Genomic DNA, 24,341 nt, shown 5'->3' on the forward strand with positions numbered 1-24,341 from the left:
CCAATCAGCGAATACCGAATCGCTACTCCAAAACCTCCACATAACTCGACTCCCCACCACCCTCCGCACCCGACAACCAATCCCATACACACCAGCGTCGGTCCGCCCTGCTTCATCAACCCCCACCGTGTCACGCGACCAGCCGGCCGGAATCTCACCCTCGTTGGTGATGCAGTGAAAAAGCAGCTCGATGGTATCGGGGCCGGTCACGCGGCCTACTTGGAGGCCCGTGCGGATTCGGCAGCCTTGGTAAGTGCTTGAAATTGCGTTGCCTTCGACCTTGTAGTGAAAGACGCTGCCTACACCGGAGAGTCCGTGGGTGTTGCCGGCTACAGTGAAGCGGCGGTTGTTCAGGCGTTCGGTGATTTGGGAGTGGGGTTTTGCATGGGGGGCAGTTCCTTTATTTGAAATGTTCCATTTTGGTCTCCAATGACTTGCGTGTGACTGATGAAGCATCTGTCACCCATAAGGCTCGCGTCAGGCTTGGGATATTGCGTTGTTTTTTGGGAATCGCGGGCAGGCTCGCCCCCACACATATAGACCTCTGCGAGCAGCGAAAAAGGCAATTTGCTACTATAGTAGTCTGATTCTAAGTGGCAGATGCCACATTCGAGGGCAATCGACAACGGCCGAATTTCAGATCCGCTCGGGCTGGTCGAAGACAAAAAATCTTTAAGCAGGGGCTTTTCCCCAGCGTCTTGTGGCGAATTGAGTGGGGGGATATATGAAGCATGTAAATAATCCTCCTGACGCGTCTGCGCTGATGATGTCGGCGCGTAGCTTTGGGAATTACGACCTGTCGAGTGCTCTTGCCGATCTTCTCGACAATAGCATCAAGGCGAGAGCCCACAGCATCGATATCAAATGCATCCGGAAGGATGATGGGCCCGAGGTCAGGATTCTGGACGATGGATCCGGAATGACGGCGGTCGAACTTCATCGGGCGATGAGACCCGCCAGCACCAATCCCAATGAGGAACGGGCTCCTGATGACCTCGGCCGTTTCGGGTGGGGCATGAAGTCGGCATCACTTTCACAATGCAGGCACTTGACCGTCGTCACGAGACAGAATGGCGTTCTGTCCGGGGCGTCTTGGAATCTGGATGATATCGCCGACTGGAAGATGGGGATTTTTGAGCCCGATGAGATCGAAGCTCTGGCCGATCAGCTGCTGCTTGAGCGCGACGGGACGGAGATCATCTGGCGCATGTGCGATCGCCTGTCCGAATATGGTCAAGTTGGCGGCAAGGGCTTCAATGATCTAGTCGCGCATGCCCAAAAGCAGCTGTCACTCATCTTCCATCGCTATCTGGGAGGCGAAGAAGGCCTTCGGAAACTCAGAATCAGTTTCAATGGTAGCGCGCTGAAGCCGACAGATCCTTTCCTGCGCCACCATGATGCGACGCAAGCCCAGCCGAAGGAAACGCTTAACCTCGGCGGCCAGCCTATTGAGGTGCAGGCCTTCATCCTACCGCACTATTCGAAGTTAACGGCGGGCGAGCACGATCAGCTCAGCGGTGAAGAAGGTTTCGTTCGCAATCAAGGCTTCTATGTCTATAGGCAGCACCGGCTCATCATACACGGGACCTGGTTTCGACTGGTGAGGCACGGTGAGTTGTCGCAACTTGTCCGGATCGCCGTCAACATCCCCAACTCCCTCGATGCGATATGGAAGATCACGCTCGACAAGGCAGACGCACAGCTTCCCTCGGGGCTCAAGAGCCGTTTGAAGGACATCGTCGGCGGACTCAAGAGCAGATCGGGAAAGGTATTTCAGTCCCGCGGCGGGCGAATCCGCGAAGGAGCTGGAAAAACGTCGGTCTGGGCGAAATACGTGCGAAACGGTGAGGTTCGCTATTATGTCAACCGCGAGCACCCGCTGATCGCCGGTATGCTAGAGGACGAGGATAGAGACAGAGCCAAAGCCTTTGCAGCAGCGCTCGCAATCATCGAGGACTGCTTCCCAATTGTAAGCATCGGCGAAGATTATTCGTCTCGCCCGGAAATGATGAATCAGGGCGTACTAGACAAGGACAGATTTCTCGACAAGCTCGACACAGCCCTCCCCTCACTGCTGCTTCACTCAGGCGGCGACATGAAAGCGCTGCGTGAACTTCTTGCATCAACCGAACCGTGGGCTAGTCAAGCCGACCTCGTCGTAAAACACCTCAAGGACAAAAGGTGGTAGTAAATGTTTGATAGCGAACTTGCGTATTTCCGCTCGATCATCACCAAGCAATATGGCGAAGACATTTCCCAAGGACAAGGATTGCCCGAAGGTGCGATCACTTCAATCGTTCGCGATGGGCCGTTTAAGAACCTTGATGAACCAGCCATCAATGCGGTTATCCGCGAACTGGAAGCGAGTTTTACGGTTACCCAGAAGCGGGGGGCGGTTATTACAAAGGGCCACCGGCCTTGGCTGGCAACAATACGGCCGGAGCTTGATTTCTATTACTGGAACCGCCTACGCAAATACTATCTCGAGACGGGTATTCTCCCGTCGCCCGTGCTTGCTACCCTCGACTCCGACACGGATGAGATTCTCGACCAATGCGGCAATCCGAAAGACGAACTCTACGGCGCAGTTCGCGGCATGGTCATGGGAAATGTCCAGTCGGGCAAGACTACCAACTACTCTGCTCTGATCTGCAAGGCAGCCGACGCGGGCTACCGTGTCATTATCCTGCTCGCAGGGATCACCAACTCGCTGCGTGCCCAGACGCAGGAACGAATTGACGAGACATTTATTGGCAAGGTCTCGATGTTTGGCGCGGCTGCACAGCAGTCGCTGCCGATCCAGAATTATGCAGCGACGCGACGAATCCCCTCCTACGGCACAACTCGGGTAGCCGATTTCTCGAGCGGTAAGGATGGAATCTATTTCGGCATCTCAGGTCATCAAGAGCCGATGATCTTCATAACCAAAAAAAACAAATCCATCCTTGAACGTCTCGCACACTGGATCGAGAAACAGGGAGAGACAGGCGGCTATGAGCTGCCACTTCTGCTGGTCGACGATGAAGCCGACAATGCGTCTATCAACACGGCCAGTGACCCCAAGCGAACTACCGCCATCAACGGCGTCATCCGACAGATTCTGTCGCGTTTTCCGCGCTCGGCATATATCGGTTATACCGCTACACCGTTTGCCAACATTTTCATCGACCCGGAAACGACGGAGGAAATGGAGACGGATGACCTTTTTCCCGGAAACTTTATCAAGGCGCTTGATCCGCCTACCAATTATGCAGGTTCACATCGAATTTTCCGCGAGGGTGGTGACTTACGCCCGAGCATGGTCAAGGTCATCGATGACTATCGAGCGCTGCTGCCGCTGAAACACAAAAGCGGAGATAATGTTACCGACATACCGGACAGTCTGCGCCACGCGATCCGTGTATTTTGCATAACCAGGGCCATAAGGGTATTCCAAGATAAGGGCAAAACCCACTGTTCGATGATGATCAACGTCAGCCGATTCAATGCCATCCAGGACAAAATTCTCGGACTCGTTTACGAATATCTTACGGAGATCAAGGACGCGGTCTCGGTCCATGCATCGCTGCCGCTTGATCAGATCAACGATGACATCATGGATGATCTCGAAAACAGCTTCACCGTCGAGTTCGATAACACTGAGCTCAACTGGCCCGATCTGCTTAAAGTCCTCAATGAAGGTGTCCAGTCCATCGAAGTCCGTACTGTCAATATGCGGGGTGGCAAGCTCGATTATTCACTGCGTAAATCAGAAGGTCTTCATGTCATCGCCATCGGCGGGCTGGCGCTTTCACGCGGCCTAACGCTCGAAGGTCTCACGGTCTCCTATCTCCTGCGGAACGCTACTGCGAGCGACACCCTTATGCAGATGGCGCGCTGGTTCGGTTACCGACCGGGATATGAGGAATATTGCCGCCTCTATCTGCCGCAGGTGTCCTTCGACCATTACGAATTTGTAGACGAGGCGACCGAAGAATTGAGAAGCGAGATTAAACGCATGCAGGCCGCCCGCCGCACGCCGCGCGATTTCGGCCTCAAAGTCCGGCAGAGCCCGCTCGCCATCCGGGTAACTGCGGCAAACAAGATGCGGACGGCCGAGAAGCTCAAAATCGCTCAGGACTATTCCGCGCGTCACATCGAGGGTTTCGCGCTCCCAAACGATCCTGTCATCGGAAAGGCACATCGCAAGGCGGTCGAACAATTTCTCATCGCGCTCGGAAGCCCCGCTGAAATACAGAAGGGCTACATTCGCTGGGTCGCAGGCGGTCGCGACGTACTCGGTCTCATGCGCGAATTCCAGTTCGTGGATCATCCCGATCTCTCGGTGATTTCCGACACATCCCTTCTAGGGGACTATGTTCAGGACCGCGTCACTGATGAACTCGCAAAATGGGATGTGGTACTTCCCATGCGCCAGTCGGGCGACCCTATTCCATTTGCTGGCCAGAAGGTCAATCTGAGGTCTCGGGATCAAGGAACAATTCAGAAGGGCACCTATCGAGTATATGGCAGCAAGAACCGTGTCGCCGACCCCGGGGATACGCAAATCGGCCTGTCCGACATACAGAAGGCGGCGGCGGATGCAGCCTATCGGGATGAAATTTATAAGAAGGAACGCGCCGCCTGCTCTGTGCGCGAACGGCCAATGATGTTGGTGCATGTCTTCAGCGCGAAGCTGCGCGACGATCGAGACGAGTGCGACGACGATCTCAAACTTGACGATAACATCGTCACGCTGTCCTTCTGCATGCCCGAGACCGGTAAACCGGCCAAGGAGAGAACCTACCAAGTAAATGCGGTCTATCGGCAGCAACTTGAGCACTTTGCCGCAGAAGCAGACGATGACTCCGAGGCGATGATGGAGGCCCAGGATGCTGAGTGAATGGAAGGCGATCGTCGCGCCGACTGACCCAGGTTTCTACAACATTCGACTTGCTGACAGTAGCCATCCGCTCGATTTCAGGATCGGCCGCGACTTTCACGGATGTTTTGTCTTCCAGCTAGATGTCGAGTGCGCGGAGCCAGGGATGCTTGATCTGCCGAAGATGTCGGCAGTGACCTGCGAGGTCCATCCGGTGGCCTCTGGGCGTTCAAGATTAGTGCTGAGCCTGAGTGATGCTTCCAATTTCCAAAACTTCGCCCTTATGTGCAAGAGCCTCATGCTTGCGACCGACAAGCTTGCACCGACACAGTCCGGAAAGGGGCTGCTGCAAGCCATAAAGGAGGTCCACCGTTGGCAGGAGATGCTGCGCCATAGGGCCGACCGCCTACTGTCAAAAGGTGAGCGAGTTGGCCTGGTCGGCGAACTGCTGTTTCTGCGAGATGTTCTTGGTGACCGCATCGGCTGGAGTGCCGCAATCAAATGCTGGAATGGCCCTAGCGGTCATGAGCAGGATTTCGTGGTCGCCGGCACCATCTTTGAGGTCAAGACGCAGGTGGTGACTGCCGACCGGCGAATCCGGATTTCTTCCGAAGATCAACTCGATCCGGTTCAGGGACGCATCCTGCTCTGCAATCAGGGCATCGCCCCACTGCCATCCGCCGCCCCAGGGGCTCGGACTCTAAATACTCTTGTTTCGGAGATTCGAGACGCTTTTGCCGAGGCTGGCACAGGCGCGCTGGAACACTTTGAGATCGCTCTGCTGGAAGCGGGATATCAGGAGCAGCCGGAATATAACGAGGAAAGCTGGGTTCTCGTTGATCGCATTTTCTATGAGGTGTCCAGTGAATTTCCTCGTATCGAGCGCAGTGATCTCCGCCCCGGCGTAGAGATGGTTAACTACAGCATTCGCGTGAGCGACTGCGCTCCCTTCATCATCAGCCATGATGATGCCTTCGAGGGAGTCGAAGTATGAGCGAGTTGCAGCAAACATTCGAAGTCCTACGAGAGGATATTCTTCTAGAAGCAGAGGCACGGGGCATCTTCCAGCAAGAGGCCTTTTTCGAGCTCTATGCTGCAGCGGCGTCAGACAACGGTGACACCATCGACTTGGAATACACCTACAGTCACAAAGAAGGTGGACGGCGGCCATACCGAATCGACGGCTACGGGCTGGATACCGATCGCGGAACGCTTTATCTCGCCGTCTGCGATTTCCGAAACGGAACGGAACTGGAACCTCTACATATTGACCGCCTGACCTCAGCGTTAAAGCAAGCCACTGCCTTCTTCGAGAATGCCTGCTCATCGGTGTTTATCAATTCAATTGAAGAAACAAGCCCAGCGTTTGCCGCGGCCTATCCCATCTACTTAGCACGCGATCTCATCAAAAGAGTTCGCATCATCCTTTTTTCCAACGCCCGACTGGCGACCAAACGGCCGCCGCAACTGGGCGAGCAAGTAGGCGGTGTGCCGATTGTTTATAGCGTCCTTGACGCGATTCGCTATTTCGAAATCCAGAAAAGCTTTCGAATTCCAGAGTCTATCGAAGTCAATATCGCAGGCATTGCCGGAGCGCCTGTTGCCTGTCTCAAGGCCTCGACAAACACCGAGGAACATCAATCCTACCTTCTTGCTATTCCTGGCCCAGTGCTTGCTGAAATCTACGGTCTATACGGGGCGCGACTGCTCGAACAGAACGTCCGGACCTATCTCCAGGCTAAGACGAAGGTGAACAAGGGTATTCTGGAAACGATCAAGAAGACGCCGGAGATGTTCTTTGCTTACAACAACGGCCTAACCGCGACCGCATCGGCGGTTACGCTCGAAACACTCGAAGACGGGCAACTAGGAATTGCAGCTATTCATAACCTTCAGATCGTGAATGGCGGCCAGACGACGGCGTCTATCCTATACGCAAAGGATGTCGCAAATTCACCGCTTGAACGTGTTCACGTGCAAATGAAACTCTCAGTAGTTCCACCTGCCCATATCGAGCAGGTCGTACCAAAAATTTCGCGGTACGCCAACACTCAGAATCGTATATCAGAGGCAGACTTCTTCTCGAGCCATCCGTTCCATCTGCAAATGGAGCGTTACTCCCGGATAATGACCGCACCGCCTCAGAACGGTGCGATGACGGGCGACAAATGGTTTTATGAGCGCGCGCGCGGGCAGTACCGTGACGGCATGGCGTATGCGTCCGTTGCAGGAAAGAGAAAATATCAGCTGGAGTATCCGAGAGATAAACTTATCGAAAAGACCGACCTTGCGAAATATGTCCTGAGTTTTGAAAGAAAACCTTACGTTGTATCCAGAGGGGCGCAAAAAGCGTTCATGGCCTTCGCTGATCAAACCGCGAAGGACTGGAAGTCCGCGCCTACCCAATTTAACGAAGTTTGGTATAGAAATGCTTGCGCGATGGGGCTGATATTCCGCTGGACCGACAAGCATGTTGCTGGCTCCGACTGGTACAAAGATGACCGCGGCTACAAATCCCAGACAGTTGCCTATACACTTTCCTGGATCGCCGAGGAGATCGATCGCCGAGGGAAGGCAAGCCTAAACTGGGGGCAAATCTGGAATACTCAATCCGTCCCGGACGAGCTTCAAGAGCTGATCGCCTCTCTTGCCCCGCAGGTCGTTGCCGCTTTCAGAAATACTTCTGCAAATGTTCGGGACGTCGGCGAGTACTGCAAACTGGAACTTTGCTGGCAAAATATCAAGGCTTCAAAATTCAACGTTCCGGCCGTACCTGAGCATCTGGTGCTCGACGCAAATGAGATGACGCAAGAGAAAAAGGAAGCGAAGTCGTCTGCAAGGATCGATCTTGAAATCGACTTCGACTTGCTCCTTCACATGCTCGTGCCCAAGGCCGAAATTATCCGTCGGACTGCCGAGCAGCGTAGATTTCTGTCGCCAAAGGCCGACAGGGCCCTTCAGAAGCTCGGGTCAGGAAACATCAACTTGACGAGGCCGGATAAGAATGCAGTTAAGCTGCTTGTGAAGCGAATGGCGGAGGAAGGGATGCCAGTTGAAGATATGTAGGACAGTCAAAGCTAAAGTTTCCTGCCGAGCAGGAGGCAGGGCTTCTGCACTCGTTGAACAATGGTCGTATTCACTCCAGCAATGCTTGCTAACGCCCCTCCCGCAAGCTCACTGTTGGGTATGAACGGGTGGAATGAGGGAACACATTGCCTTCCGGCAGCACCGCGCCCGCTTTCAACTTCAAAACTCCTGACAGGTCTTACAATTAATGCACTAATGTACCTATGAGATGAAAGGTCGACCAGCCAGTCTCTCCGTATAACGAGTAGCTACGATGGAGATGTCTGAGTACTAACAGCGAATGCTGTGAGCCTGCATTTCGTTGACAAGTGCTGAATGCAGGCGCCAAGGGCAGAGAATGCTTTAGCCTTTTTCACCCAGACTAGCTCCACCCCCCCTTCCGAGACCTGATCGCAAGCTCACGCCGATGATATTGGGGCACCCCACTCTTTCGGTCGGATGCCCAGTCCCAAAGCGCGTCTGTTGCGAATCGGGATCCCGAACGTAAACTGATCTGACTGCGCCCGACCGGCATGCACTGCTTACGGGTACCTAGAGGCTGAACATGGTATTGCTCAATCGAGGAAAATCTCTGACCCTTTGGAGCAGTGTTACGCTCTAAAGCAGCACCCTGCGGCATGAGTATTCACCGAAAGGATCAAGCGATGCGAGCAGCCCTCAAACTCTCGTCCCGGCACTGGTGTTCCATGCTGCCGTCTAGCAGCTGCGCGATGCCACAAGCGACTGCGTCCGGATCAGCCAGATTCGACAGCAGGGCGAAATCGCTTGCGGTCAGGGGCTTGTAGTTCAGCTTTCCGTCTCCGGTTATGGTGGTATGTCCGGGAGAACTGGCGGTTGCAGATCCTATTATTTGTTCGATTCCGGCCTTATCTACCGTTCGGCCAACAACGATTGCACTCTGCCTGGCGTTGTAGTTGCTTATCAGGTACGAAGAGCCGACATTCATGTCCCAGTATGGCTTCACCACGATGCTGTGGATGACGTTTATCCCGCAGCTGACCAAGTCCCGAATGAGGTAGGCCTCGCCGTTGTTGAGTCCGAACTGCAATCTTCCCGAATGCTCGTAGGGAAACTTGTGCTTTGCTTCCAGCACCCAGAGCGATTCGCCTACCAGCAAGACCCGGTCAATATTCCAGACGGAGCGAAACCATGGCTGTATACCCCAGTTGACCAGCAGCCGCGGAACTGCAACTTTCTCCGCCAAGCGATCGCCGTAGGTCTCGCGAAGATAGCCCCAGAAGGAGGCCAGTTGGCGGTCCTGCTTGCGAATCCGACTGTCAACCGTATAGCCCTTGGCGCTTCTGACCGACAGCGTTCCCAACAGGACTTCCAGTACCGCCCAGTTGCTTGCAGGTCTGCCCTCCCTCACAAGTCTCGCCCTGAACCCCGCCCCGTCTATGTACTCAACCTGATAGGTAGTAAAGACCTTGCCGAGCGCTATCAGATATCGCTTCAGACCAGTCTGCTTCCGTCCCTTCCACGACAGAACGAAGGCGTAGCCCTGCGTGAACGCCCTCGGATTACGCACAACGAATGTATCCACGTCCAGAATGTGCACTTCCTCGCCTCCCACCGCGGCAGGAATGCGCTCGATTATCTGGTCGAACAGACTTTCGACGACCATGCCTTCGGCAACCTGATGCTTGTCGTGGGAGAGAATATCGAAGCAGGTCTTGGGGTCTGTCAGGTCAAGCGACTCCAGCGCTCCAAGCGGCGTCATCATTCAAGGCACTCCACGAAATTTGCGCTGGACAAGTTCAATATAGGAGCAGAGATCCGCAAGCTAGGACCTCTGGGCATTGGTGTATGTATTGTGGAGCTGCGCAGGCACGACCAGCCGAAGCCCACAGGATTCCATCTCGATGGTTTGATGAATGCTGATTGCAGGCTCCAGCGTGAAGAGATACATCCTCCCGCCCGGGTTACCCAAGATCTGCACGAAGGCGTTTGAGCCTATCTCGTGCTGATTGGACCGAGGGGTTGCATCAACTGCCGACAAAGACCTGGCCGCAACGCCTGTAAAGTGCTGGCGAAGGCCCATGCTAATAAACGTCCTATTGCCTGATGAAAGGAGCCGAGAGAATAGCCATAAGCTGTCGGCATAGACAAGTGGCACATTGCCATTTACGCTATGACCTACTTTAAACCGGGATGAGGCAGCAATGGCCACTGTCGACTGGAATCTAATTTTCGACAACTGGGGCATCAAGAGCGTAGCCCCGACCGACAAGAGCAAGCAGGCTTATGTCCTTTCGGCGGAACAGCATGCAGCGATTATGGATGCAGGTATTGCTCCCTCGCTGGAGCGGCCGGCCACGCCCTTCGCAGTGGTGACACCACTGAACCCTTACGAGCAGTCCGTCAAGAGCTCTTTCTACTACGCTAAACGTTCAGCCGAGGCGGACAGGGATCCGGAACCACGAATGGGCCGCGAACTCATCAGAGTTTGGCTACAGCTGAATGAGGAAGTGCTTATCGGCAACATCGGGCAGACTCTCTACGCAATCAAGCTCGACTCCGTCGCAGAAATGACAACCGAGGAAGTCACGCAGGAGATCGCTCGCAGATCACCACGCTCGATGGTCTTGGCGCTAGCCATAAAGGCTACAGCAAGGCCCGCAAGGATGGTCGTTAAAAGAAGTGAGTTTGCACGTAACCCCTACGTTGTTGCGGCAGCCATCCATAGGGCCCAGAACACCTGTGAAATGCCTGGCTGCATCGCAAAGCTGTTCGAGAGAGACGACGGAAGTTCTTATCTTGAAGTGCACCATATTGTCCCTCTGAGCGAAAAAGGCCTGGACGGCCTCGATAACGTTGCAGCTCTTTGCCCCCATTGTCACCGCCAGCAACATCACAGCAAGGATCGTGTCGCATTACGCAGGAAGCTGAAAAAGCATATCAAGTCTATTTGCGTGCCCTGGATCAGGCTGCAAGCTACTAAAACGTGACTTTCATGGCTCGGCCAAAAACGAGTGTTGTCGGCAATACAAATTACCGGTGGTGGGTTTTGGAATCTCGGTGGCCGAACGTAACTACTCGTATTCCGTATCGATAAATAATCCCGTCTGCAGCCTAAGCCTCGAATCCTTCAATGACGTCCTCTTGGGGGTTAGCAAAACCCGCAGACATCCGAATTTTTCCCTTCAATCGTATTCGAAGGTGAAACGGCTGAAGGAGGAGAAATAGCAGCCTATTGCGAGGCTTCATTCCGTCAGCTGGATTTGAGGTTGGCAGAACTGACGCCATCGCGAGCAAGCTCGCTCCCACAGAGGATCTGCGTCGGTTTGGGAAACATCAATTCAGCAAGCACCTCATAGACGGTCCTCAAATCCATCGATTAGATCATCGAGAGTCTTGTCGAAATCCGCAGACATCCGAATGGCCCCCTTCAACCGTCCAGGCCTTCGCGCCCGAGGTGTATCGACATGGGGCAGCAGATCCAGGTAAGGCTTACCGTTTTTGGTAATCACCACTTTGTCACCATTCCATGCACGCTCAGCAAGTTGAGAAAGCTGTGATTTGGCTTCGCGCATGTTTACTTTTACCCGCTCAGTCATTTGGCACCTCCATGGAGTTAGCCAAACTAGCCGAAGCCATAGCTTTTCGATAGGCCAGCCCCCTCACCTCCCCAACCCACTAATCCGCCACGGACACACCGCCGCCCTAACCCCACTCGGCCCAACAATCTCCGGCGTCTGCCCAAGCGACCTCGCACTCAACACACTCCCCACCCGCTCAATCAACTGATCAAACCCCAACGTCGCATCCTCCTGATGCAACTTGCGCAGTTGCTCAACCAAGGCATAAGTGAACGCGCCGTAGCTGTTCGACCCCACCTCATACTCATTGGCCTTTTCGTTTTCCCGCGCGGCGTAGAGCATCAAAGGCATGTAGGGCCCATGGTGGCCGTAGAGTTTGCCTTGACGCAGCAGTTGGGCTTTTTTCTCGGGGCGAAGGCCCGTGGCGGCGCCTTGGGTGGTGCGGGTGCGGGTGAGGCCGCGGGTTTTGTTGTCTTGTTCGCTGAAGTCGCGGCGGTCGGTGTCGACGGCGTAGACACGGCGGTCCCAGTCGCCGGCGTAGGGGTCCCAGCGCAGCATGCGGTGGCGGATGTCGCTGGGTTGGGTGATGCCGCGCACACGGCCGTTGCCGCGGGTCATGCCGCCGGCGTAGCAGCAGTCGAACATGACGGTGAGTTTGGCGCCGTGGCCGTCCGGGTCGAAGGGCAGGTGGCTGTAGAACTGGCGGAAGAGTTTGTCGGTGAAGTGGGTGCTTTCGTCGTCCCAGTCGAAATCGTGGAGCACCAGGGTTTCGTCCATGCAGTCGGCTTCACCGCTGCTGCTGTAGACCGGTAGCTGGGTGCCGTGGCCGGAGTAGAACAGCACTCGCTCGTCCCCGGCGCGGGCACCTTCCACCAGCCATTCGAGGCGCTCGACGAAGTTGGCCCGGGTCGCTCGGGCGTCGTGCAGCAATCGGATGTCGCCGGCGTCGTAGCCGCTTTCCTGGAGCATGCGGCTGATCAGGTAGGTATCGTTGATGCAGCCGTCGAGGCGTGCGCTCGGGTCGAGGTAATCGTTGATGCCGACCACCAGAGCGCGGCGTTTGCGTTGGCCGCTGCGGGACAGGAACGCCGGCACTTCCAGCGCCCGCGCCGCCACCACATCGCGGGCCAATTGTGGCCACAGGCCGGTCTGGCTGTTGGGTGACGACAAGTAGGCCTGGGCGGCGTGATTGAGGTCGAGCAGGTCATCGCGCAATGGCAAGGTGAATTCGGTTTGCAGGTCGACTCGCGCGGAGTCCGGCGAGGTGATTGGCCGGGTCAGCAAGCCGTCGTTGGGGTTATGGAGGTGGAACCAGCGGCGGATGCCTCGGCCGTTTTCGCTCAGGCGCAGGACCCGCCCACCCCACACTTCGCGCATCACCAGCGGCAGTGAGATCGGAGAGCCGAAACTGACGAACACTCGGCCATCGATGCGCTTGAGTGCCGAACCTTTTTTTGCAACCGACCGGCGCAGGGCGTCGTAGCCGATCAGGCTGCCCAAGCCTTGGGCGAAGATGATCTGCGGATTGAATGCGTCGATCTTCGCCAGCAGATGTTGAGTCAACTGCGTGCGCAAATCGGCGTCTTCGATCCATTGCACGAGGGCGCCCACCGTGGTGCGCAACATCTGGTTGACCGGCAGGCCCCAGCTGCCGAAATTCTCATCGGCCTTGCCCCTGGCGTCGGCCCTCAGCATCGCCAGGCCTCGGGTGATCTGGGCGAAGTCAGGCCCCTCCTTGAGCTGGTCATCGAAAGTCAGAAAGTCGATGTCCTGGTCATCGATGAGGCGACCGTTCTGTGCCAATTGAGTGCGGATCAAGGTGCGCCATTGTTCCTGCCAGTTCCCATCGATGCCGCCCTGCCCGCCTGCTGCCCGACTGAATCCCACACCGGGCAGGCACAGGACGCGCAGCCGCGTTGGCGCAACCTCCGCTCCTGGCTCGACCAAGGCTTTGCTGGCCGGCGCCGCCACCGGAGGAGCCGTTTGCCCTTGAGCGGCGACCATCAAATCCTGCAGGCGTCGCAGTTTCGCCTCCAGGCTGTCCGCACTGGGCGCGGCCGGCGTGAGCGCGGCCTGACCGGGATCGGCCAAGGCACGGCTGCGGTTGCCGAGAAAACCGCTGACCCATTGGGCGCTGCTCTTCCAGATCTGCTCGGGATCGAGGCCGTCGAGGTAACCGGTGGCGCTGTCCACCACTTGTCGACTTTGGGTCGCCAGTTCGGACTCGATCAATGGCAACCCGGCGCGACTCGGCACCACGGTGGCCGCCAGTTTTGGCGCAGTCGATACGCTCGGTGCAGCGCGCCAGATGGGTGCATTGCCGAAATGCTGCGCGACGACCACCCGTGGGCCAAGGGCACTGCGGGGCAATTTGAAGTGATCGCAAAGAAAGGCCAGCAAACTGGTGTGATCGTAGTGCTGCGCCTGGACATCCCCCGTCCAGGGGATCAAACCCGGCTTGAGCCACGGTGAAGCCAGGATCGCCGGTACACGCACACCGAGGCGGGTGAAGGGATTTTTCCAGGGCACATCGACCGTTGAACCGGTCGCCACGCAAGTCGGCGGCACCACGTGGTCATGGAAACCGCCATGTTCGTCGTACAGCAGCACGAACAAGGTTTTGTTCCAGACGGCGGTATTGGCCGACAAGGCATTGAACAGTTCACCGACGAACTGATCGCCAAAGCGCAAGTCTTCAGGCGGATGATGGGACACGTTTGGCCCGAGCTTACCGTTGAGCAGGCCATAGCTCGGCTCGATCCACGACAGTTCGGGGAGTTTGTTGCCGGCGACGTCCGACTTGAAATCCTCGATGTTCAGGTGCTGTAAACCACCCTTGACCAGCGCCGCCAGCGGGACGGCGCCGTCGGAATAAATGCGTGCGTCACGGCCGTTGTTGCGCAGCAGTGAAAAAATACTCTCGCCGCCGAACTGCGCGATCAGGCTTTTGATGCCGGCCAGCACCGTGCCGGTGGACGGCATCAGCAGATGACCATTGCAACTGCCAAGCATGGCAAAAAAACGGTTCGGCCAGGTCGGGCCTGGCACCGAGGAAAACCAGCGGTCGCACACGGTGAAGTTACGCGCCAGCCCGTGGATGGCCGGCAGCGTGTCCTTCGCTGGCGTAGCGCCGAACGGGATGTAGTTCATCGCCCGTTGGGCCATGGATTGCGACCAGGTTTTGTAGACTTTCAGGTCGGTGCGGGCCTTGTCGTAGGCGTCTTGGGCAAAACCGTTGAGCGTGGGATTGGTCGGGCTGGCCTTGAAGGAGACGCCCAGTTGTTTCTCTACGTTGACAAACTCGTGACCAAGGTCGAAACCCTCGCTGTTGCTCGGCGGCAGCGCCGGAGGCAGAGGGGGCGGCGGCGCCCACAGGCTGTAGTTCTCCGGGAACTCCGAGGCCTGGGTGATCACCGTCGAATTGCCATTGGCCAGCTTCAGCGGGTTGGTGCTGGGCGCCTTGCGGTTGATACCGTCACACGCGGGATTGATGCTTGTGTAATCCCCCAGCAAATGGTCGAACGAACGGTTTTCCATCATCAACACAACAACGTGCTCAATCCCGGCGGGCCAGTTGTTCGGCATGGTTCGCTCCTTGATGTGAAGTCTCTGTTTCGATCTCGCGGGTTTCACGGCAATCAGTTCCCTTCATCTTCCCGCTCCCTGTCATCCACCTGATAGTTCGCCACATAACTATCCACCGCCGTCCCAATCGTTGGAAAAAACGCCGTCTCCCCCAACCGCGCAAACAACCCGAACCGCTTGAGTTTGTCCTTGACCGGGTCTTTCATCTCGGCAATGCACAACTCGATACCCGCCGCGTGCAGGGTGTCGTCCAGTTCGGCCAACATATCGGCAGACGTCACATCGACACTGGTGACCGGTTCTGCGGCGACCACCAGCCAGCGCACGGGCGTGGGTGATGCCGCCACGGCGTCCAGCACGCGGTCGCTGAACAGTTCGGCGTTGGCGAAAAACAGAGGTGCATCCCAGCGAAACAGGACCAGGCCGGGGATCAGGCGCGCGTCGGGGTAGCGTTTGATGTCGTGGTAGCCCTTGACCCCATCGGCGCGGCCCAATACCGCGGAGTACGGGCGCCAGCCATCCCAAAGGAACTCAATGACGGCAATCACGATGGCCAGGCCGATGCCCTCGATCGCGCCGAACACGGCCACGCCGACGGTACAGACAATCGACAGCCAGCATTCCCAGCGCTGGATGCGATAGATCCGGCGCAGGTCGGTGATCTCTATCAGGCCGATGGCCGAGGCGATCACGACTGCCGCCAGCGCGCTGGACGGTAAATGTTGCAGCAGGTCCGGTGCCACCACCAGCAGCAAGGCAACCGCCAGTGCGCCGACGACGCCGGTCAGTTGGGTTTTGGCTCCGGCGGCCTCGGCCACGGGCGTACGTGACGAGCTGCTGCTGATCGGGAAGCCCTGAAAAAAACCGGCCGCCAGGTTGGCGATGCCGAGGCCCACCATTTCCTGGTTCGGGTTGACATACGTACGGGTCCGCGCCGCGTAGACACGGGATAGCACGCTTGTGTCGGCGAACGAGACGAGTGCGACGGCGCACCCGCCGATCAACACCGGGACGATGTCGGCGCTGGTGATCCAGGGGATGGCGAATCCGGGCAAGCCTTGGGGGAGCGAACCGAGGACCGACACACCGGCGCGTGTCGCAAGGTCGAGTACACCCACGGCGACTGTCGCGCCTACCACGGCGATCAGGATGCCCGGCAATCGCGGCCATCTTTTGAGCAGCAGGATCGCCGCCAGGGTGAGCCCGCCCACCGTGAAAGTGGTCCAGTTGACCTTTCCCTCCATCACCGCCGAGGCGATGGCCCCTATGTTTCTCAATGGGCCCTCGGACTCAATCGAAAAACCGAACAGTTTGGGCAACTGGCTGATCAATACGGTCAGTGCGATGCCGTTCATGTAGCCGTAGCGGATCGGTTTGGACAGCAGCTCGGTGATAAAACCCAGACGCGCCATGCCGGCCAGGATACACACGGCTCCCGAGACGATCGCCATCATCCCCGCCAGGGCGACGGCACGCTGCGGGTCGCCGCCGGAGAGTGGAATGATCACGGCAAGGATGACGGCCACCAGGGAGGAATCCGGCCCCATCACCAGAATTCGGCTGGGGCCGAACAGGGCATAGAACAGCAGCGGAACGATGGTCGCGTAGAGGCCATAGATGCCCGGCACGCCCGAAGCCACCGCATAGGCGATACCGACGGGCACCAGCATCGTGGTCAACACCAGGCCGGCCACAATGTCGTAACGCAACCATGCCGGTTGGTATTCGCGCAGCATGCCCAGCCCCGGTAGCCAGCGGCGCCAACCGGTCTGTTCATCGCGGCGGGCTATCCGGCCCGGCTCCGGGAGAGGGGGCGAAGCATCTGAATGGCTCATGAACCGCCCTCGTTGATGGACTGTGCAGGCTCGGCGATATCGAAGTGATCTGAGTGTAGCTATTGCTTCGAATGCGCCATCACTGGAAGCTGTTCATCTAAAGGACTTGGAACCCGACATGAAATTCGACCTCGCCTACTGCCTAAGCCTCAACGACAAGTTGTCGATCTACGACGTGCGGGATCTGAATTTCGACGAGACGATGGATTTCGACTCCGCCAAGGAGCATTTCCAATGCCCCAACGATGCCTGTCGCCTGGCGTTCGATACGGCCAATGAACTGGGCACGTTCAACGCGAAAAATGTGAACTACGTGCGCACGCCGCACTTCAAGAACTTGCCGAGTACGCGGCATATCGAGGGCTGCCCTTATGTCAGCTTGAAGACGCCGGCGTCAGGTGTGGATGAGGCGGAAACGGATGACAGTCGCGAGGAAAATTTCCCGTCGGAATTGTTACTGACTCGGCGTGAGTATGTGCGTAAGCCGTCCAGCCCGGTGCTGATTGCCGATGTGGTTCGGGATGAGCCATTGACGCCTAAGGCGGTTAGTAATGTCGAACAACCGAGCAGGGAATCGGCCCCGGACAAGACCAGTGTCTTCGCCCATCCGGTGGAATGCTTCGTTTCAAACTTCGACGATAAGGATTTGCTCAAGCGAGTGCCGCTGAAGATTGGCGAGCACACCGCGCCTTACGGGTCGTTTTTCAAGAAGATCGAGTATCTGCAAGACAACAAGGGGCTGATTTACTGGGGCAAGGTCAAAGAGATCAAGGACTACACCCAGAGCTTTCGCATCGATTTCGAGAAGAAGGTCTGGTTCGAGAAGAAGCCTTACTCGGTCAATGTCTACCTGAGCAAAAAACTGATCGACAGCTACCGCAAGCGCAAGGCGTTCCTGGAGGAGATCAAGCACGCTATCGAGAGCGGGCGGGAGTTGTACTGCTTCTTTTATGGGGTAACGCCCGAGCTGAAGCAGGTGCCAAGCAAGAAAAACCCCGAGCAGACGTTCGGGGTGTTCAGCGCCAACATTGAAAACCTGGATCACTTTATTGTGCGCGAAGCGCCGGGGTTGGCGGGCAAATAAGCACAGCGCCGTTCGTCTGGCTGAAAAGACAAATCAAAAAATGCGTTTGATCCGGGCTCAAAACAACTGTACAAAAACACAGTATATTTTGACCAACACTCTCGAGCCCGGAGAACACCATGGCCTCTCAAGCGATGAAAATCACCCTGGAACGTATCGCCCTCTTCCAATTCACCCCGGCCCACTGCGCCCAGGCCCGAGCGATGCTGGGCTGGAGTGTGCAAGAGCTGTCGCGGGAGTCCCGAGTCTCGGTGGATGCCATTCAACGCTTCGAGGCACGCCAGGAGGTGCTGGACGTCACGCGCCTGGCGCTGGCCTATCGGTTCGAATCGGAAGGGTTGGTGTTTTTCCCCGGGTTTGCGCCGGGTCGAGGGATGAATGTGAAGGGTTCGACGCCGAATCCGGTTGGGCGGGCGGATTTTGCGATGGTGGAGTGAGGGATATATGAGGGCCACTTCATGGCAAGTGGCCCTGCCTCAGCAGCTTACGCGTTCTGCACCACCACCCGCTCACTCTCCCCTTCCACCGCCAGCCACCACGCCCCACCACGCTGCGGATGCATCAAGTTGAACGCCTCGCCCATCTGCGGTGTGGTGATCGATACGTTGCGTTCCCAGGCCAGGGCCAGGATGCGGTCGAAGGGTTCGTACCAGGCGTGCATCGACAGGTCGAAGGTGCCGTTGTGGATCGGCAGTAGCCAGCGGCCCTTGAGGTCGAGGTGGGCTTGCAGGGTTTGTTCAGGTTGCATGTGCACGTGCGGCCAGTCGACGTTGTAGGCACCGGTTTCCATCAGGGTCAGGTCGAATGGGCCGTACTGTTCGCCGATGCGTTTGAAACCGTCGAAGTAGCCGCTGTCGCCGCTGAAGAAGAGGCGTGTGTCGCCGTCGATCATCACCCACGAAGCCCAGAGGGTGCTGTTGCTATCGAACAGACCACGGCCGGAAAAGTGCTGCGACGGGGTGGCGATGAACTGGATGCCATCGACTTCCGTGCCTTGCCACCAATCCAGTTGGCGGACTTTGCTGGCGTCGATGCCCCACTTGATCAGGGTGTCGCCTACGCCCAGCGGGGTAAGGAAGTGTTTGGTCTTGTCCGCGAGCTTCAGCACGGCCGCATGATCCAGGTGGTCATAGTGGTCGTGGGACAGGATCACCGCTTCAATCGGTGGCAACTCTTCCAGGCTGATCGGTGGCTGGTGGAAACGCTTGGGGCCGGCCCATTGCACGGGCGAGGCACGCTCGGCGAAGACCGGGTCGGTGATCCAGAATTTGTCGCGCAGCTTGAGCAACACCGTGGAGTGCCCCAGGCGATAGACGCTGTGGTTCGGCGCGGCAATCAGCGCGGCTTGAGTCAGGGCTTGCACCGGGACGGGCGCACTCGGGCGGGTGTTTTGCGGCTTGTGGAACAGCACGTTCCACAGGATGCCCATGGTTTTGCCAAAGCTTAAACGTTGAACCGGCGTGAAGTTTTGATACTGCCCTTGAGCCTGTCGGGACGCTTCAGGAGTGGAGGCGTTGTCCGCCGGGGAGTTTGAATTGGCCATGACTGAATGACTCCAGAAAAACCGCGCATGACGCGATTTTCCGCTTTGGGACGATAAATGGCCAAGGCACGCACGCATCAGCCGGACTTTCTATTTTTGCTGGGCAGGATTAACAAAATATTACACTGCACAGTGTAGTTTCTAGGTTGCATCAAAGTCGATGACAAGTAAACTGCTGAGTGTAATTCCCCCCTTCTCCCTGCCGAAGCGTACTTATGACAGCTCCACAGCGCCTCACCGACCGAAAACGCCAAGCGATCATTCAAGCCGCGATCAACGAATTCCGTGACAACGGTTTCGAGATCACCAGCATGGACAAGATTGCTGCCACTGCCGGTGTGTCGAAGCGCACGGTGTACAACCACTTTCCGAGCAAGGAAGAGTTGTTCGCCGAAATCCTCAATCAATTATGGATCCGGGTAACGGAAGAACAGGAAACGGCTTACCGCCCCGACCTGCCGTTGCGCGATCAATTGCGCGTATTGCTGAAGGCCAAGCTGCAAATGTTGGGCGATGACAATTTTCTCGACCTGGCGCGGGTGGCGATAGCGGCGACGATTCATTCCCCGGAGCGGGCGCAGGATATGGTGGCGCGAATGGGCGAACGCGAAGAAGGGCTGACGGTATGGATTCGCGCCGCTCAGGCCGATGGTCGGTTGAAAGCCACTGCCCCTGATTTTGCCGCACAACAGGTGCAGGGGCTGCTCAAGTCGTTTGCCTTCTGGCCGCAGATTTCCATGGGCAAGCCAGGCTTGTCACCCGAAGAACAACACCAAGTCGCCGAGTCCGCGCTGGACATGTTTCTGGCCTGCTATCAGTTGCAATAAATGACAAGTTCGGACGGAGGGTCGAAGGATTGATGGCTCTGATTTGAATGGCACATGTGTTTCAGAATGAAACCGATACTGAGGCTATAGTGAGCCTCAACCAAGAACTTGAACGGTTTCACGGTAGTTTCAGCGCCCGCCCCAACTCATCGAACAAGGTGACCACCGAGCGCAAGGCACGGCAGTCGGGACGGGTCAGCAGCCACAGCGCGGTGTCGTATCCGTGCAGTGGTTCGCTCAGCGGCTGTAATCCGTCGCCGATCAAGAAGTCCGGTAACGCCGCTACACCCAGCCCCGCCCTGACCAACTCGGTCACCGACAGCATGCTGTTGCAGCGATAGCCTGGTGTTACGCCCGGCAAGGCCTGGCGACGCCAGGTAACGGTCGGGTGATCAGGCAGGAAGTCATCCGGGGCGATCCAGGTCAATGCGGCCAGGTCAGTGGAATTGACCGATTGCAGGTATCGCTCGCTAGCGCACACGCGGTAGGCAATGTCCGCCAGCCGCCGTCCCACCAGATGCTCCGGTGGTGTGCGGGTCAGGCGCAGGGCGATATCGGCATCCCGACGGCTGAGGTTGGCAAAATCATTGGACGTACTGAGTTCGAGGGTCAGCGCCGGATAGTTCGGCATGAACTGCGCCAGCGCCGGCAACAGCAAACCTTGCAGGACCGAATCGGTACAGGTCAGGCGCACGATGCCGCTGATCACTTCACCGCCCTGCTCCACACCGATGCGCGCCGCCTCCAGCGCCTGCTCAGCGCGCTCGGCCTGTTCCGCCAGGGACTGCGCCAGGGTGGTGGGCAGGTAACCGGCGCGGCTTTTTTCGAACAGTTGCTGGCCCAGCGCAGCCTCCAACCGGCGCACCGCTCGAAACACCGTCGAGACATCCACCTTGAGCAGTTGCGCGGCCCGAGCCAGAGAGCCGCCGCGCACCAGCGCGAGGATCAGGGCCAGGTCCGGGTAGTCCAGTCGATAGTGCGTCGCTGCATTGATCACTTGAGAAAACGCCAATATTGAGTGCGTGAACGCCAATCTATAGTGGGCACCAGCAATCAACAAGTGCAGAGGCCCCACATGGAAACCCGCCCGATTCGCATCGCCCTGATCGGCGACCACGACCCGCAAGTCACCGCCCACCAGGCCATTCCCGTCGCCCTCGAAAAAGCCGCTGAACACAGTGGCCTGAACGTGCAATGGCAATGGCTGGCCACCGATGAAATCCACGCCGAGACACCGCTGCACACATTCGACGGGGTCTGGTGTGTGCCGGCCAGCCCGTATCGCAACATGGACGGTGCATTGCTGGCGATTCGCTTTGCCCGCGAACAACAGCGACCTTTTCTCGGCACCTGCGGTGGTTTTCAACACGCGGTGCTGGAATATGCGCGCAATGTGCTGGGCTGGTCGGATGCCGAACACGGCGAGACAAATCCCGATGCCGCACGGGCGCTGTTGACGCCGCTGTCGTGCGCGCTGGTGGAAGCGGTCGATACCATTCATTTACGTGAAGGCTCGTTGATCGCCGAGGCCTACGAAAGCGCCGAGATTCGTGAAGGCTATCGCTGTCGTTATGGGGTGAATCCGCAGTTCCAGGGGGAGTTGCTCAAGCGCGAACTTCAGGCCGTCGGCCACGATTCGGAACACGAACTGCGGGCAGTCGAACTCAGCGGTCATCCGTTCTTTGTCGCGACCTTGTTCCAACCCGAGCGGGCGGCGCTCAAGGGCGTCTTGCCGCCGTTGATTGGCGCCTTTGTCGAAGCCTGTGCGGGGCGCTCGTCATGATCGCCGATACGCCAGCCGCGCCTTATTACGCGGTGATCTTCACCTCACTGCGCACCGAGGGTGACCAGGGTTACGCCGAAGCGGCCGCACGGATGCTGGAACTGGTCCGTGAACAGCCGGGGTTTCTCGGCGTGGAATCGGCGCGGGGTGAGGATGGGCTTGGGATTACGGTGTCGTACTGGGCCAGTGAAGCGGCGATTCTGGCGTGGAAGCATCATCCTGAGCATACGGCCATTCGCGAGCGTGGGCGCTCGACCTGGTATGCGCGGTGTCATACGCGGGTGTGCCGGGTTGAGCGGGCCTACGGGTTCAGCCTGTAATTGATGCGGTGTTATTTAGGCAGCCTTCGCGAGCAGGCTCGCTCCCACAGTGGATTTTCTGTGAACACAAAATTTGTGACCGGCAGTGATCAAATGTGGGAGCGAGCCTGCTCGCGATGGGGCCAGTCAATTCACCGCAAATACTCAACCCCGAACCAGACTGCGAACCGCCGAAATCTCCGGCACTTCCCGCCGGTTCATGTACACCCGCAACGGCTCGGTGATGTTGATCCGGTCATCGATGTTCTGGTCCAGCAGCAACTGAATCAACTCACGCTTGAGCATCATGGTCTGCTCGGGTCCCGCGGCCCAGACGAATTCGCTGGTAGGGATAATGCCGTCGTCCGCCACGTCCATGCCAAACGAGTCTTCGCTGAAGCGCACGATGTAGTGGCCGGTCTTGCGGTTGAGGCCGACGAAGCCTTTGAGTTGGTCGGCAGCCTGGCAGATGAGCTGGGAAGTGATGCGCATGATAAACCCCGCAATGGTGATCGTTGGTATGCACACAGGGCCTGCGTTTCCCTCTGCCGGGGAAATTGCAGGGCGCCAGCGTACTGCAAACGGGCGCACAAAAGCCCTGACGAAAATCAGCTTTAGACAGTTTTATGTCGGTCTGGCGATAGCGCCTGCAACGATGAGTTGTTAAAAGGGACCGCTCACTTATTGCGAAAGGATCTCGACCATGCCCGCAACCTTTACTAAAAGCGCCCTGTTACTGAGCCTGTTGCTCGGCCTCGGCCACGCACAGGCCGCCAGCGAACCTGGCCCCTCGGCACTGGCGACCCGTTTGGGCATTCCGCATCCAGCGGTGATCGCCCACCGCGGCGCGTCGTTCGATGCGCCGGAATCCACCGCCGCCGCCTACAAGACTGCCCGCGACCTGGGCGCCGACTACCTGGAGCTGGATCTGCAGCGCAGCAAGGATGGCGTGCTGTTTGCCCTGCACGACAACAATCTGCAACGCACCACCGACGTCGCCAGCAAATTCCCCGAGCGCAAGGACAGCCCCGCCAATGCGTTCACCATGGCCGAGCTGAAAACCCTGGACGCGGGCAGCTGGTTCAATGCCGCGTACCCGGATCGCGCGCGTCCTGCCTTCGCGGGCCTGAAGATTCTGACCCTCGATGAAATCATCGACATCGCCGAGGGCAACAGCCTGCACAAGCCCGGCCTGTACATCGAGACCAAGGAGCCCAAGCAGTTTCCCGGCATCGAACACGACCTCAAGGAACAACTTCAGGGCCGCGGCTGGCTGAGCCCGACCGCTTCGAAACTGGCAAAAAGCGAGCTGGCGGTCGGCCAGGGTAAAGGCAAGGTGGTCCTGCAGACCTTCGAGAAGAGCAGCCTCGAACTGCTGCAAAAGGAGATGCCGAAGGTGCCGAAGATCCTGCTGTTGTGGGTCGGTGAAGGCAGTATCGAGCCCAAGTCCAAGGTGACATTTGCCGAGTCCGGCGAAAAGGACAAAGCCGCTTACTACGCCAAACAGCAACCGAAGGACAAGGCCGAGTTCCAGCAATGGGTCGACTACGCCAAGGCCCAGGGCGCAATCGGCACCGGCCCGTCCGCCGCACTGACCCAGGGTGGCGACCAGAGTTACTCGGATCTGGTGCAACCCTGGATGAACCAGTACACCCACGACCAGGGCCTGCTGGTGCACGTCTACACCATCGACGATGCAGTGGACTACCAGAAAGTCATGGACGCCGGAGTCGACGGTATCTTCACCAATCGCGCCAGTGAGTTGTTGAAGTTCTATAAACGACCGGCGGCGAGTGTCGATCAAGTGTTGAAGAACAACGGCTATTGAGCCGTGCCTGGCATGACACCGAGGTGCCTGCATCGCGAGCAGGCTCGCTCCTACAGGGATTGATGCAGGA

The 24,341-nt window shown here is 57.6% G+C and carries 19 protein-coding genes and 1 pseudogene; 11 read left to right on the forward strand and 9 right to left on the reverse strand.

Going from position 1 to position 24,341, the window contains the following annotated elements; translation table 11 throughout:
• Window positions 1-22 precede the first annotated feature (22 nt).
• Window positions 23-411 (reverse strand): annotated as a pseudogene (locus AC3IT9_RS22525) (avidin-fold protein).
• 313 nt (window positions 412-724) lie between these two features.
• Here AC3IT9_RS22525 and AC3IT9_RS22530 point away from each other — a divergent pair.
• The 4 genes from AC3IT9_RS22530 to AC3IT9_RS22545 are packed head-to-tail and all read left to right on the forward strand — an operon-like array spanning window position 725 to window position 7,927.
• Window positions 725-2,188, forward strand: a complete 1,464-nt coding sequence (locus tag AC3IT9_RS22530; protein WP_489271064.1) for an ATP-binding protein — start codon at window positions 725-727, stop codon at window positions 2,186-2,188.
• 3 nt (window positions 2,189-2,191) lie between these two features.
• On the forward strand, window positions 2,192-4,882 hold the full coding sequence (locus AC3IT9_RS22535; protein WP_489271065.1) for a Z1 domain-containing protein: 2,691 nt from the start codon (window positions 2,192-2,194) through the stop codon (window positions 4,880-4,882).
• Window positions 4,872-5,855: a PD-(D/E)XK motif protein gene (locus AC3IT9_RS22540; RefSeq protein ID WP_489271067.1), complete on the forward strand. Its 984-nt coding sequence runs from the start codon at window positions 4,872-4,874 to the stop codon at window positions 5,853-5,855. Before AC3IT9_RS22535 ends, AC3IT9_RS22540 begins: the two co-directional genes overlap by 11 nt.
• Window positions 5,852-7,927 carry an AIPR family protein gene (locus AC3IT9_RS22545; RefSeq protein ID WP_489271068.1) on the forward strand — a complete coding sequence of 692 codons (2,076 nt, stop codon included), beginning with the start codon at window positions 5,852-5,854 and terminating at the stop codon, window positions 7,925-7,927. The genes AC3IT9_RS22540 and AC3IT9_RS22545 overlap by 4 nt, the downstream gene beginning before the upstream one ends.
• 658 nt (window positions 7,928-8,585) lie before the next feature.
• Here the strand turns inward: AC3IT9_RS22545 and AC3IT9_RS22550 are convergent.
• Together AC3IT9_RS22550 and AC3IT9_RS22555 are read right to left on the reverse strand one after the other, a co-directional pair.
• Complete coding sequence (locus tag AC3IT9_RS22550; protein WP_489271069.1) at window positions 8,586-9,671, reverse strand: hypothetical protein; 1,086 nt, start codon at window positions 9,669-9,671, stop codon at window positions 8,586-8,588.
• A 60-nt stretch (window positions 9,672-9,731) separates the two neighbouring features.
• Entirely contained in the window at window positions 9,732-10,154 is a 423-nt protein-coding gene (locus AC3IT9_RS22555) for a type II restriction endonuclease (protein ID WP_489271070.1), read from the reverse strand.
• Here AC3IT9_RS22555 and AC3IT9_RS22560 point away from each other — a divergent pair.
• On the forward strand, window positions 10,111-10,896 hold the full coding sequence (locus tag AC3IT9_RS22560; RefSeq protein WP_489271071.1) for an HNH endonuclease: 786 nt from the start codon (window positions 10,111-10,113) through the stop codon (window positions 10,894-10,896). The genes AC3IT9_RS22555 and AC3IT9_RS22560 overlap by 44 nt on opposite strands.
• Before the next feature lie 363 nt (window positions 10,897-11,259).
• On the opposite strand, the gene AC3IT9_RS22565 is transcribed toward AC3IT9_RS22560, so the two are convergent.
• The 3 genes from AC3IT9_RS22565 to AC3IT9_RS22575 all read right to left on the reverse strand — a co-directional run bounded on the left by AC3IT9_RS22565 (window position 11,260) and on the right by AC3IT9_RS22575 (window position 16,907).
• Window positions 11,260-11,505 (reverse strand): type II toxin-antitoxin system Phd/YefM family antitoxin, encoded by a 246-nt coding sequence (locus AC3IT9_RS22565; RefSeq protein WP_489271072.1) that lies wholly within the window; start codon window positions 11,503-11,505, stop codon window positions 11,260-11,262.
• Between the two features lie 63 nt (window positions 11,506-11,568).
• The gene (locus AC3IT9_RS22570; protein WP_489271073.1) at window positions 11,569-15,072 is read right to left on the reverse strand and encodes an alkaline phosphatase family protein; all 3,504 of its coding nucleotides are present in this window, start codon (window positions 15,070-15,072) and stop codon (window positions 11,569-11,571) included.
• A gap of 53 nt (window positions 15,073-15,125) precedes the next feature.
• Window positions 15,126-16,907: a SulP family inorganic anion transporter gene (locus AC3IT9_RS22575; RefSeq protein WP_489271074.1), complete on the reverse strand. Its 1,782-nt coding sequence runs from the start codon at window positions 16,905-16,907 to the stop codon at window positions 15,126-15,128.
• A gap of 118 nt (window positions 16,908-17,025) precedes the next feature.
• On the opposite strand from AC3IT9_RS22575, the gene AC3IT9_RS22580 reads away from it, so the two are divergent.
• Both AC3IT9_RS22580 and AC3IT9_RS22585 read left to right on the forward strand, forming a co-directional pair.
• The gene (locus tag AC3IT9_RS22580) at window positions 17,026-17,991 is read left to right on the forward strand and encodes a hypothetical protein (RefSeq protein WP_489271075.1); all 966 of its coding nucleotides are present in this window, start codon (window positions 17,026-17,028) and stop codon (window positions 17,989-17,991) included.
• Window positions 17,992-18,110: 119 nt separating this feature from the next.
• Entirely contained in the window at window positions 18,111-18,428 is a 318-nt protein-coding gene (locus AC3IT9_RS22585) for a helix-turn-helix domain-containing protein (protein WP_046042301.1), read from the forward strand.
• 47 nt (window positions 18,429-18,475) lie between these two features.
• Here AC3IT9_RS22585 and AC3IT9_RS22590 read toward each other — a convergent pair whose 3' ends face one another.
• A complete protein-coding gene (locus tag AC3IT9_RS22590) occupies window positions 18,476-19,534 on the reverse strand; it encodes an MBL fold metallo-hydrolase (RefSeq protein WP_489271076.1) in 1,059 nt (352 codons plus the stop codon).
• Between the two features lie 215 nt (window positions 19,535-19,749).
• Here AC3IT9_RS22590 and AC3IT9_RS22595 point away from each other — a divergent pair, with 215 nt between their 5' ends.
• A complete protein-coding gene (locus AC3IT9_RS22595) occupies window positions 19,750-20,361 on the forward strand; it encodes a TetR/AcrR family transcriptional regulator (protein ID WP_150756307.1) in 612 nt (203 codons plus the stop codon).
• A gap of 118 nt (window positions 20,362-20,479) precedes the next feature.
• Here the strand turns inward: AC3IT9_RS22595 and AC3IT9_RS22600 are convergent, their stop codons facing one another.
• On the reverse strand, window positions 20,480-21,421 hold the full coding sequence (locus tag AC3IT9_RS22600; protein ID WP_489271077.1) for a LysR family transcriptional regulator: 942 nt from the start codon (window positions 21,419-21,421) through the stop codon (window positions 20,480-20,482).
• A 15-nt stretch (window positions 21,422-21,436) separates the two neighbouring features.
• Here AC3IT9_RS22600 and AC3IT9_RS22605 point away from each other — a divergent pair, with 15 nt between their 5' ends.
• A complete protein-coding gene (locus AC3IT9_RS22605) occupies window positions 21,437-22,144 on the forward strand; it encodes a CTP synthase C-terminal region-related (seleno)protein (protein WP_151213950.1) in 708 nt (235 codons plus the stop codon).
• On the forward strand, window positions 22,141-22,464 hold the full coding sequence (locus AC3IT9_RS22610; protein WP_489271078.1) for an antibiotic biosynthesis monooxygenase family protein: 324 nt from the start codon (window positions 22,141-22,143) through the stop codon (window positions 22,462-22,464). Before AC3IT9_RS22605 ends, AC3IT9_RS22610 begins: the two co-directional genes overlap by 4 nt.
• A gap of 144 nt (window positions 22,465-22,608) precedes the next feature.
• On the opposite strand, the gene AC3IT9_RS22615 is transcribed toward AC3IT9_RS22610, so the two are convergent.
• Window positions 22,609-22,935 carry a DUF2025 family protein gene (locus AC3IT9_RS22615; protein ID WP_046042374.1) on the reverse strand — a complete coding sequence of 109 codons (327 nt, stop codon included), beginning with the start codon at window positions 22,933-22,935 and terminating at the stop codon, window positions 22,609-22,611.
• Window positions 22,936-23,146: 211 nt separating this feature from the next.
• On the opposite strand from AC3IT9_RS22615, the gene AC3IT9_RS22620 reads away from it, so the two are divergent.
• Window positions 23,147-24,271: a glycerophosphodiester phosphodiesterase gene (locus AC3IT9_RS22620; protein WP_489271079.1), complete on the forward strand. Its 1,125-nt coding sequence runs from the start codon at window positions 23,147-23,149 to the stop codon at window positions 24,269-24,271.
• Window positions 24,272-24,341: the final 70 nt, after the last annotated feature.

It is taken from the genome of Pseudomonas sp. KH_046_1 (genome assembly GCF_057839025.1).